The sequence below is a fragment of the Bacillus cereus group sp. BfR-BA-01441 genome (genome assembly GCF_022663075.1).
GTDB lineage: Bacteria > Bacillota > Bacilli > Bacillales > Bacillaceae_G > Bacillus_A > Bacillus_A cereus.
Genome location: NZ_JAKUEU010000111.1, coordinates 1 through 13,145, shown reverse-complemented (window position 1 = coordinate 13,145; position 13,145 = coordinate 1). Strand labels below are relative to the sequence as shown.

The following is a 13,145-nucleotide window of genomic DNA, read 5'->3' as shown; positions in this document are numbered from 1 at the left end:
AAATTATAGTTATGATTTTTGTAAGATTTAATAAATAATTTTCTATACTTGGGATTGTGAATTTTAATGATATAAGTATGTATAAAAAATATCTATTTTTAATGTAAGGGAACTTTCTATAAAAGAAGGTTCTTTTTATTGGTGCTGGTCCGAAAATCTTTCTTCTAATTCCTTAATTATCTGTGAAGGATTGACTTTTAGAGTTTTAGATAATGCACACAGCGTGTTTATCTTTAGTTTTTTTCTCTTTTTAAAGACTAACATAAGTTCTATATAAATCAGAATTAAAAGTCCCTCATTCTTGGCTTATATTTTAGTCTAGGCGATGACTTTGTAAGATACCACTAAAAATTTGTTCTTTATTCAAGAAATTACTTGGCTGTATTTATACAATAATTTAGGGTAGATTAATTCTAATCAAGGTTAGGGATATATCGATAAAAGAATTAAGATAAAACAAACTTAATAATTCAGAAATTAAAAATAAATTTGACTTTTGAAAAAGGTAGATGTAAAATATTAGAGTACATTTACAAACCTTACCATATTTCTGTCGTACTACAGGGAGTTTGTATAGCATCAATTTTTAATAAATGCTGTAATAGATTTAGAAAACTTATGTGAGAATAACTGGAGTGTTGGGTTTCAATGGGTATTTAATTAGTTGGATTTATTGATTGTTAAAAAATAGAAAGATCTATTTTAAAATATTCCGAAACTTAAAAGAAAACTCTTGATGAATTGTTTGTGATAATAATTGAAAGAGTTGAATTGGTGAAAGTATAGTGGATAATTTGTATAGATGAATTATGATAAAGGTTTGTATGACCTAAAGAAAATTGAGCTAGGTGAATGATAGAAAGGGTGAATTGATTGAGATGAAATTTTTAGATAATAATGTAGACGTAACTAAAATTAAAGATCATGAAATATTTAAAATCACCAGAAACGAAGAAGGGATAGTAGACGTATGGCTCCCAGAAGGAAATGCATATGTAACAAAAGGTAAAGATGGAAATATTGATTATAGAATTTCTGAGGAAGGTATATATGGGGTTATAGAGTACGCAATGCTTTCTGTAGAGGGGGAGTTAATGGAATCTATAACATGTTCTTTATATACAGAGATGTTTAATTTTATTAATAAGCATTCTGGTTATAAGTTAGTACGCGTTTGGAATTACATACCAAGTATATTAAAAGATTTGAAATATACTGCTCCGGATATAGAGATTTACCGTTGTTTTAATAAAGGAAGATTTAATGCTTTTTTAAAAGAATATGGTATGGATATGAGTAATTGGATAATACCAGCAGCTTCAGGGGTAGGTTCTAACACGAATTGTTTCAAAATTGAATTTTTTGCGTCAACAGGAGAAACAAAGTATATAGAAAATAAGAATCAAATACCAGCTTACAAATATTCTTATAAATATGGCAAATTACCACCTGTGTTTTCTAGAGGTGCAATTTGGACACACAAGGATAAGGCTATTTTTATGGCTTCAGGTACAGCAAGTATATTGAATGAGGATAGTGTATACATTGATGATCTTCAAAAGCAAATTATACAATCTATCAAAAACCTACAGATGCTAATAAGTACCTCTAATCTAAAGGAATATGGTGTGGAATTTGGATTTAATATAGAAGATGCTGTTTTATTAAGGGTGTATTACAGATATGAAAAAGATAGGGAGTTTATTACATCTGAATTGACAAGAATTTTACCAAGTGATTGTAAAATATGCTTAGTGAAATCAGATATCTGTAGAAATAATCTTCTTGTTGAGATTGAAGGGATATTCAGAGCTGAACAATATTCTGTTTCTTTATAATTATCAGTTATTAGAGTGATTTTAATAAATTAGATTTGTACAGAAATACATTAATAATACTATGTAATTGATGGGTGATGCAGTGTGAGAGAAGTATTGGAGAAGAAATTTGTGGGAATCTTAGATATGTTAATGGAAAATTATGGTAATTACCCGAATAAAAAGCTGTTTATATTTCAAAATGAAGGGGAAGATGCTAGCTTTTTAACGAGCAAGACTTTATATGAAAAAGTAAAAATGTATGGGAGTGTTCTACAAAGGAAATTAGAATCACAAGAAAGCGTATTAATTATATTACCCCAAGGATTAGAATATATATGCACTATGTTTGCTTGTTTATATGCAAATGTTATCGCGGTCCCTGTCCCTGTGACAGATTTTTCAAATGAAACCTTAATTAGAGAAAAATTATCGTATATTCTAAAGGATTCAGGAGCAAATTCTATTATAATGCATAGTAGTTTTAAGAAGTATTTTAGTTCAGGAGAAATTACTAATAAGTCTATAATTACATTAGATGAATTAGAAGATATGAATATATCCATTAAAGAACCAAGAAATCAAAAAAAAGATGATTTAGCTATTTTATTGTATACTTCAGGCTCAATGTCAAACCCTAAAGGAGTTATGATCAGTCATCAAAACTTGAATTATAGAGGAATTATTTCGAAGAATCAATGGGGAATTAGTGAAAATAGTAAGATAGTTTCTTGGCTTCCTCAATATCATAGTTTTGCGCTCGATTTTAATATGTTTGCTCCTTTTTTAGCAAGTGCCACTTGTATAATTTTTTCGCCAAATACTTTTATAAGTAAACCTGAGTTATGGTTTCAATTTATTGACAAATATCAAGCGACACACATCGGAGCACCTGCATTTGCTTTTGATTACTGCTATTCTACAATAAATATGGAATATGTTAGGGGATATTCACTTGCTACAGTTCAAGCTATTATATCAGGGGGAGAGCCTATAAGAAAGGAATCTTATAAAAAGTTTCATTCCAAATTTAGTGAATTAAATTTGGAATATAATACATTGTCCCCTCTCTATGGAATGTCTGAAATGGGTACAGTTACTACAAAAAGACCTGGTCAACCATTAAAGTTTTTACATTTAGATATACAGAGCTTAGAACGAGGCAGGGCACAAGTAACTTTTGAAGAACAAAAGAGTAAAGCGATAGCAAGTTGTGGGGAGATAGGAGAAAATACAGAAATATTAATTGTCAATCCTGAAACCTTTGAAGTATGCGATCCGGAAAATATCGGAGAAATTTGGGTAAAATCCCCCTCTGTTAGTTTAGGTTATTTCAATCGAAAAACAGAAACGGAAAGTACTTTCTCTGGTGTTCTAAGAAATTCAACAAGTGTATTTCTGCGAACGGGAGATCTAGGGTTTATTCGAGATAATGAATTATACATTGTAGGTAGAGAAAAAGAAGTTATTATAATTAATGGTAGAAATCATTACCCTGTCGATATTGAGTGGACAATTAGAAAAAATGTAAATATCGAATTGCCATTAGCAGTATTTTCTCAAGAGATTAATGGAATTGAGAAAGTAATAGTAGCTTATGAAGCTGAATATCAATTTACAGAATATGAGTATAGAAAAAAATTGGAAGATATCATAGTTGCGGTTTCTGAAACACATGGAATAAAAATTTATGATGTTGTGGTACTAAAAAAAGGTAGTATACCAAAATCAGGAAGTGGAAAAATACAAAGAAAACTTTGTCAATATTATTATATCAATAATAAATTTGTAATTCTTTATCAATATAGGGCTGGTACTTTCCCTAATTCGAAACTTACTTATAGAGAAAATACGAAGCCTATAACCAATAATAAATCAAATGTCTATTGCAATCAGAACATACAAGACTACATTATAAAATATTTATCAAAAGAGCTAGAAATTGATTCGAATTTAATTAGTTTAAATCGCAGCCTTCAGTATTATGGTGAAAACTTAATTTTTATAATGAAATTCATTTTAGATTTTGAGAGGGATTTTAAAATGCAAATTTATGCTGGGGATATATTAGAACATAGAACAATTGAATCCTTATCTATGTACCTTGCAACAAAAACTCTAAACCACAATGAGGAATAAGAATAATCAAATTTCAGATGAATGATTAATACGTCTATTAAAGATATCAGATGAAATGTTGTATTAGTATTAAATCATACTGAAAAGTAATTTTCATATTATGTTATGTACTTAAATGCATTTAGCAATGATTTAGGTGTTTAAATGACTTTGTTACTATCAATTATTGCTTGTAATAATACATTCGATATTCTAAATGTGAAATAATAAATATATAATGAAATATTTATTATAAGTGTGCTTTGATTTCTATTATGTTTTAGATTTTGTACGGGTTGTTTTAACTTGAAAATTCTGAATTGATAAACTTCAACTTGGTGTATAAACTATCGTGCTCAATAATACACATTGGTAAATTAGAAATGTGATTTTATAGAAAATAAAAAACGCTTTTTAGTTAGATGAAATTTAAAAGAGAAAGACTTACACTACTATGATGCGAGGAGCAGACAGTGAACATGCTTATTTCGGGGAAGGAAAACGAATTTTTATTAGTGCATCAAAACGAATTAATAAATAATAATGAGTTTGTAAAGATTATTTCAAGAATAGATAAAAGCCATTCTCCTATAGGATTTGAACGCTTATTATATCCGTATTTTTTTATATCCTCTGATAGAAAAAGATACATAAAAGTTGCATTTGATCATTCAAGTAAACTCATTATTCCGTTTATGGGGATAGATAGACATATGTATGAGGAACTATTATTTTATAGTAAAAAAATAGGTTATCAATTACTTATTGTAGATTTTTATTATGAGTGGCTAGATACTGATCAATTAAATCTTATTCCATTAGGAGTATGGCAAAATATTAATATAGATAAGTTTACTTTAAAGGGTAATAAAATGCGGAAATTAAGGTATATGGTGCAAAAATTCGAACAATTAGGAGATTCAAGGATTGAAGAATATAATCCTGGTTCAGATTTACCATTAATTGAAATGAGAGACTTAATGATTAAATGGAGTCAGGGGAAGAATAATATTATTAAACACTCCTTTACTTGTATGGAAGAGCTCTTAAGGCAAAAGCTTTCAGATGGATATAGGGCGTTCCTAACTTATAACAATAATAAACTATGTTCTATTATTGTTATAGGAAATGAAAATAATATGTATATTATGGACCAGGAATTTTATGATCCTGAGTCTGCACCTTTAGGGCATATGGAATATGCTATGGTTCAAATAATTGAAATTTTAAGGAAAGAGAATGCAAGAACCTTTTCAGTTGGCTTAACCTGGTACCCCTTCATATTTGAAAATGATGAAAGAAAGGACAATGAAGGCTGGGAATGGTTAAAAAAACAAAATGAAAAGAAAACTTTATTGAGTAAAATTTTTGAGCAAGGAAAAAAAAATTATCAATTCAAGAAAAAGTTTGGTGAGGTGGGTATGCCTATTTTTGCATACTTACCCAATAAAATGTCGTTTTCTCAGTTATTTAATTATTGGCCTATATTTTATACCAATTCATTAACAGCTAATAAATTGGAGGAAGAAATTCTCAAGGTGCCTTTATTAGGTTTTAATGAAGGCAATTTGCCAGAAAAAAAATATAGAGTACAACAAGTAAATAATACTATGGTCAATAGGGATCAAACAGAATTACTAATTAATAAAAGAAATTTAGACAGAATAGATGTTAATAAGAAAAATTTGGACTTGCGAACTGATTCCTGGTTTAATAATAATTCTGATTTTATAAAGAAGCACGAGATATTATTGAAGAGTAAAACTGGTTTAAATACATTAGATGTTATTCAAGATATTTTTCCGTTTAAACATATTATTCTTACAGAGCGTGGGCGAGTTGCTGAGCAACTTTTTTATAAGGCATATTCTAAGAAGAAAAGAAAGATATTAACGACTATTCCTTGGTTGACAACCTTAATGAATCAATTACAGAATGGATTTGAAGTTACAGAATTGCCCTCACACTCAGTGAAAGATCCTATGTCAACTTGCATATTTAAAGGAGAAATGGATTTAAATATATTAAGGGAACAATTATTAAAAAATAGTGAGGATATTGCTTCTGTCAACTTAGAAGTGTTAAATAATGCTACTGGTGGTCATCCTGTTCGATTGACTCATCTTAAGTTATTGAAGTCAATGCTTGAAGAATATCAAGTACCTTTAGTTATGGATGCTTCAAGAATTGTACGTAATGCATATTTAATAAATAAATATGAAGAACCTTTTAAACAAATGAAGATTTGGGATATTGTTAGAAGTACTACCGAACAGGCTGATTATATTGTTACTAGTTTAACTAAGGATTTTGCAGTTCCGATAGGTGGATTAATTGCTACAAACGATGATCAATTGGCACGAGATATAAAAGAAATACAATTGAGTGAGGGCTTTACTTTAACTGATGACATTAAATATTTGATTATTCAAGGTTTTTTTGAAAAAGAAGTTATCTGTGAACTTATTAGTAGCCAGATGGAATTCACTAAAAATCTTCAAGATATGTTACTTCAATATCAAGTACCATTGCTGCAACCAGCTTGTGGTCATTCGATTGTTATAGATATTTCTGGATATACAGGTGGGAAAAATAATACACAAAAGAAACGTAATTTTCTTGAAAAGTTATTCTTAGAAACAGGCATTAAAGGCGGTGCCCATCATAGTGGAAAGCAAAAACAGACAGTACTTAACAATTGTATACGTTTGGCGTTCCCAATCGGTTTAACCGAAATAGATAAGCAGGAAATATATAAAAATTTAAAGTTGTTTTTCTCTATGAATAAATGTCTATAGATTTACTATAGAACATAAAGAAGCGTGTAATTTTCTTATATTAAAATTAAAAAGTGAATATTAAATACTATGTTGTTTTAATAATTCATCAATAAAATATAAAAGATACAATTAAGAAAAGAAATAAGGTAAAAATTTTATGGTTCGACATATCACTAGGAGGGAGTATATGAATCAAAAAAATGAATTGGAAAAGAAAAAGCAATTTCCATGGCTAAGAGCGTGCGAGAGATTTCCAGAGAAAAAGATTTTAACTTTTCAACATGAGAATAATAAAACAGATTTTTTAACAGGGGCAGTTTTTAGTAAGAAGGTTAAAACCTTGGGAAGATATTTGGAGAAGATGGCATTATCTCAGGAAAAAGCAATGCTTCTTTTACCAAAGGGTTTAGAATATAGTGTTAGTTTGATTGCATGCATGTATGCTAATGTTATTGCGATACCAACAAAGGTTACAAAATTTTTGCAAGATGAAGAAATCATAGAAGAAATCCATCCTATATTAAAAGATTCACAAACAACTATAATTATTACAAATACACATTTTAAGAAATTAATACAGTATAAACAAGAGTTTAAACACATTACGATAGTAAATGTAGATGAACTTCCACAATTAACTTCTGATATAAAAGATGAACGAGAAAGAAATTTAGAGGATATTGCAATTATTCTATATGCAGCAGGTAAAGAAGTTATGATTACTCATGGAAATCTTATTTCCAAAGCATTTGAGGGTTCAGTCCAATGGGATATTGACAGTAATAGTATTGTGTCTTCATGGATGCCACAAAACCATAATTTTGGAGCTCATTTTGGGTTGTTAATTCCTTTGTTAACAGGGGCTTCTAGTGTAATTCTATCACCCGAAAGTTTTTTGAAACAGCCACTTGATTGGTATAGGGCAATTGATTTATATAAAATAACTCATATTGCAACTCCTATCCTTGCTCTTGATTATTCTTTTGCTAAGATTGATCTGAATTTGGTAAAAGAGATGTCATTTAATTCATTAAAAGCAATTATTTGTGAAGGAGGTCCTATTGAGAAAGAGGTATATGAAAATTATGTCTTACAATTGCAAAATTTAGGTTTGAGCGACAATATTTTATGTTTTCACTATGGGACATCAGAAATCGGTGTAATTACTACTCATGAATTAGGTCAACCAATTAAAGAGATTTCACTAGATAGTGCATTTTTTGAGGAAGGAAAGGTTAAGCGTAGTGAAAAAAATCATAATAATAAAACCTTTATTAGTTCTGGTCAGATTCCAAATGATGTAAAAATTATAATTGTTAATCCTAAATTTGGAATCCCTTCATCAAAAGGAGAAGTTGGTGAGGTTTGGGTGAATTCTATTTCTATAGAACCTGCAATTCTAAAACAAGAAAGAGATACATTAGCAATTACTAATAGTTTGAATGATAACTTTTTTAGAACAGGAGATTTAGGATTTATCGAAGAAGGTAACCTTTATATTGTAGGTAAGTCGAGAGAAGTAATTAATATAAATGATCAGAATTATCATCCTGTTGATATAGAAACGACTATTAAAAAGAACGTACCAGAACTTACACTTCCATGTTTAATCCTTGCATTTCAGCTTAATCATCAAAGTAAAGTAGTAGTAGTTCAAGAAATAGAAGAAAATAAAATTGATATGGAATATAGCGAATGCATTAACGAGATGTTAGAGTCAGTTTTCCAGACTTATGGATTTAAAATAAATGAAATATTGTTGATAAAAAGAGGAGAAATACCTAAAAATTCTTATGGTAGAATCCAAAGGGCAATGTGTCGTAATGCTTACTTAAAAGGAGAATTTAACGTGGTTTACCAATATCAACCTAAAAACAATGATAAAGTAGTAATAAAGGGACAAATGCGTTTAAAACCAGATAATTGGATTATGGTAAAGTTGATAAATGAGGTTTTTATTCCCGTATTAGAAATTAATCAAGAGAAATTGGAGGAAGTTACTCTATTTGCAGAATTAGGTCTTGATTCCATACAGTATGTACAAATTTCTAAGCGCATTGAAGAAATATTTGAACTCCCATTTACACCAGTTATGTTGTTTAAGCATCGTAGTATCAAAGATTTAGTAGTGTATATTTCTAGTCAAATAGGAGAGAAGAAGTTGCAGGCGCAAGATAATAAGCAATTATTAGAGAAAAAAAGAACTGGTTCTTCAAATGTAAAAAAAACACAGGTTGAATTTGAAAATAAATGTTCAATTAATGATATATCTATTGATGAAAGAGATATTGCTGTTATTGGAATGAGTTGTGAATTTCCAGGAGGTTCATCCAATTTAACGGAATACTGGGGTAATTTGATAGGGCGTAAGGATTGTATAAGTAGTATAACTACAAGTCGACCTCAGTTGTTAAGTCAAAACAATTATTATGATAATACGAAGGGATCCTTTCCTAATTGGGGAGGGTTTACGGAAAATTTTGATAAGTTCGATGCTGCATTTTTTGGGATATCACCCAAAGAGGCAGAGAGTATGGACCCTCAGCAGAGAAAACTATTAGAACTCACCTGGAGTGTTATAGAAGATAGTGGTAATAACCCTACTGAATTTTTTGGGGAAAATATTGGGCTTTTTGTAGGAGTACATAATGTTGATTATGCAGAACTTATTTCAAATCGACCCGAACTTATGGAAACTTACGGTGCATATTTAGACTCGGGGCTTCATATGAGTATGATTGCAAATAGGGTTTCGCGCTGGTTTAATTTTCATGGTCCAAGTCAAATAATAAATACAGCTTGTTCAAGTTCTCTGGTAGCTGTACATAATGCAATCCAATCAATATTTAATGGAGAGAGTACTTTGGCCATTGCAGCAGGAATTAATTTGCTAATGACACCACGCATTTTCCAAGCAAGTCATAGGGCTGGCATGCTTTCAAGTGAGGGGCATTGTAAAACATTTGATAATAATGCAGACGGGTTTGTTAGATCTGAAGGGTTTGGTGCAGTATTGTTAAAACCTTTGTCACAAGCTGTAGAAGATGGTGATTCAATTTATGGAGTTATAAAGGGGTCTGTAATGAATCATGATGGGCGTTCTAATTCTTTAAGAGCACCTAACCTTAATGCACAGAAACAGCTGATTAAGGATGCTTTTGATAAGTCTGGTTTAACTCCTGAGACAATCAGTTATATTGAAGCACATGGGACAGGGACACCTATAGGGGATCCAATTGAAGTACAGGCTCTGCAAGAAGCTTTTGAGGAAATCAGCCCACAATGTAATAGTGGTTTCTGTGGAATTGGATCTGCAAAAACTATTATTGGACATTGTGAATCTGCAGCTGGAATAGCGGGGCTTATCAAGGTTATGTTATCTATGAAGCATAAAACTATACCCGGAAATCTTCATTTTAATATGCTAAACTCATATATTAAATTAGATGAAAGTCCATTTTATGTAGTTGATAAAACTCAAGAATGGAAAAGATTAAAAGACGCAGAAGGCAAAGAAATTGTTCGAAGAGCAGGAATTAGTTCATTTGGTTTTGGGGGAGTTAATGCACATTTACTAGTAGAGGAATATGTAGAAACTTATCATAAATATAGAAGTAAGGAAACTGATAAACAGAGTATGTTTATAATTCCTCTCTCAGCAAAAAGCAGAGACTCCTTAAAAGCGAGTGTACGTGAATTCTTAGCATTTCTTAAAGAAAGTTTAGAAAAAAATAAGATTGAAAATAATGATTTTTATGATATTGATTTATTTGATGTAGCTTATACACTTCAAGTAGGTAGAGCTGATATGGAAGAACGGGTTGTTTTTTTAGTTGAGGATATTCCAGAGTTAATAGATAAACTTTCTACTTTTTTAAAAGAGCAGGAAATAAGTCGAGGTTATTGGATTGGGAATGTGAAAAATAAAAACACTATCGATCTGGTTGAAGAAGATGTTGATGAAATCGTCAATATCTGGTTTAAAAAAAACAGACTGGAAAAGATAGCTCAGTATTGGGTTCATGGTGGGAAAATAGACTGGAGAATAATTTATAATGAGGTTACACCAAGGCGTATTCATATACCTACCTATCCTTTCGCGAAGGAACGATTCTGGTTACCAGATAAAAATTCTACTGAAAGTCGTACAGTAGGTAATGAAAATGAAACTAAGATTCAACCATTGCTTCATCGTAATATTTCTAAATTATCAAAGCAACAATTCTGTTCAACATTTACTGGTAAGGAGTTTTTTCTAGCAGACCACGTAATAAAGGGGCAGATGGTTTTACCAGGAGTTGCACAACTTGAAATGGTAAGGGAAGCTGTTGAACAATCGATTGAACTATCAGAAAATAATTTGGGTAATATATGTATTAAAGATATTGTTTGGATTAGACCAATTGTTTTGATTGATAAACCTATTAAAATACATATAGAACTCAAATCTGAAGATAATGGTGATATCATTTTTAAAATTTATAAAGTTTTACAGGGATACGAGCAAGAAAACGTGATATGTAGTCAAGGTAGGGTAGAGTGGATTCAAAGTAGGGAAGCCAAATCCTTAAATATACAATCTCTACAACGAGAATGTTCTCAAGACTATAAGAATTCAAGTGAATTTTATGAAATTTTTCAAGCCATGGGCATTGATTATGGTTCTAGATTTCAAGGGGTGAAAAATCTTTATTTGACCCACAATACTGTTTTAGCCAAGTTATCATTAAAGCACTGTTTACAAAATGAATTTGATAGTTTTATGTTGCATCCAGGAATAATGGATTCAGCATTTCAGGCATCTATTGCTTTATCAATGAGTGAGAAAAACCTACAATTAATGCTTCCTTATGCACTACAGGAACTTGAAGTGGTAAGTAAATGTAAGTCTGAAATGTGGGCATTAATCCGAAGTAGTGAAAGTAATGCATATGGAAGAAAGTTAGACATAGATTTATGTGATAATGAAGGGAATATATGTGTACGAGTAAGAGGGCTTATTCTTAAGGGCATATCAGGAGAAAATAAGAAAGTAGAATCGCAAGAGAATGGGACCTTGATATTAAAACCTTTTTGGAAGGAAAAAGGGATATATCTAGCGGATTCTGGGGAGAATTATGAAAATCATTTAGTGGTACTCAGTGAACTTGATGAAGATATTGAGAAGGAAATCATTGGAAAGATGGATTGGGTTAATTTTATTGTATTGAAAAACAATGGTAAGAAGATTGAAGAAAGATTTCAAAATCATGTAATTCACATTTTCAAGGAAGTAAAAAAGATTATGGAAAGTAAGCCAAAAGGGAAAGTTTTGATACAGGTTGTAGTTCCTCAAATTGAGGAAAAGCAACTGTTTACTGGTATATCAGGGTTTTTGAAAACCGTTCAAAAGGAGAATCCTCATTTTATATGCCAACTAATTGAAATAAATACATCAGAAATTTCTTCTATAGAAATAGAAGAGATACTTAATACAAACGCTAAAGTGACCATAGATAATCACATTCTATATTCAAGTGGTAAAAGGTACGTGGCAAGTTTCAAGGAGATAGAAAGTCCTGTAAGAGAAATTCCATGGAAAGAAGATGGAGTATATCTAATTACAGGGGGAGCCGGTGGAATCGGAAATATATTTGTTAAAGAAATTGTAAAAAAAGTAAAACGTGCTGTATTTATTCTCGTAGGACGCTCAACGTTAAAAGGCGGTAATGAGGAAAAGCTTAAGGAATTGTTATTATTGGGTATAGATGTGGAATATAAGCAGGTAGATGTGTCTGACAAAATGGCTGTTTCGGCATTAATACAAGATATTCTTCAGAAGTATGGAACATTAAACGGTATCATACACAGTGCAGGGATAATAAGGGATAATTTTATTATTAAAAAGACAGAAGAGGAAATTAGAGATGTTTTTGCTCCAAAGGTAATTGGAACAGTAAATTTAGATGAAGCAAGCAGAGAATTAGAACTAGATTTCTTCATCTTATTCTCTTCCGTTGCAGGGGTCATGGGTAACCTAGGTCAAGCGGATTATGCTAGTGCAAATAATTTTATGGATTCTTATACTACTTATAGAAATCAAGCATTGGGACTAGATAGAGTGAAGAATAAAATTTTATCTATTAATTGGCCTTTTTGGAATGAAGGGGGAATGAAGCTAGATGAACAAACTAAGCAAAAGATGAGAAATGAATTAGGTATTACAGCTATGGAATCAAATTATGGATTACAAGCCTTCTATCAAGCGGTTGCTACAGGAGAAAATCAAATAGTAGTGTTACATGGAGATTTGAAAAAAATCTATCAACATATAAATAAGCAAGAGACAGAGGAAGTATCTTGGAATGAAGGAATAAAGCAACCAATATCCAGGGATCATTTAAAAGAGAAAGTTACTTACTATTTAAAAGAACAAATTTCTTTATATACG

The 13,145-nt window shown here is 30.7% G+C and carries 4 protein-coding genes; all 4 read left to right on the top strand.

What is annotated here, in order from left to right; all coding sequences use genetic code 11:
• Window positions 1-878 precede the first annotated feature (878 nt).
• A complete protein-coding gene (locus tag MR107_RS26905; protein ID WP_242292926.1) occupies window positions 879-1,838 on the top strand; it encodes a chorismate transformation FkbO/Hyg5 family protein in 960 nt (319 codons plus the stop codon).
• 84 nt (window positions 1,839-1,922) lie between these two features.
• Entirely contained in the window at window positions 1,923-3,956 is a 2,034-nt protein-coding gene (locus MR107_RS26900; RefSeq protein WP_242292925.1) for a non-ribosomal peptide synthetase, read from the top strand.
• A gap of 458 nt (window positions 3,957-4,414) precedes the next feature.
• Complete coding sequence (locus MR107_RS26895) at window positions 4,415-6,733, top strand: beta-eliminating lyase-related protein (protein ID WP_242292927.1); 2,319 nt, start codon at window positions 4,415-4,417, stop codon at window positions 6,731-6,733.
• A gap of 169 nt (window positions 6,734-6,902) precedes the next feature.
• Window positions 6,903-13,145, top strand: a 6,243-nt coding sequence (locus MR107_RS26890; protein WP_242292924.1) for an SDR family NAD(P)-dependent oxidoreductase, incomplete at its 3' end; no start/stop codon positions are given.

What these genes read in the sequence shown, in the direction of transcription:
- MR107_RS26895 (WP_242292927.1), top strand. Translation starts at nt 4,415, where the DNA reads ATGCTTATTTCGGGGAAGGAAAACGAATTTTTATTAGTGCATCAAAAC.
- MR107_RS26905 (WP_242292926.1), top strand. Translation starts at nt 879, where the DNA reads ATGAAATTTTTAGATAATAATGTAGACGTAACTAAAATTAAAGATCAT.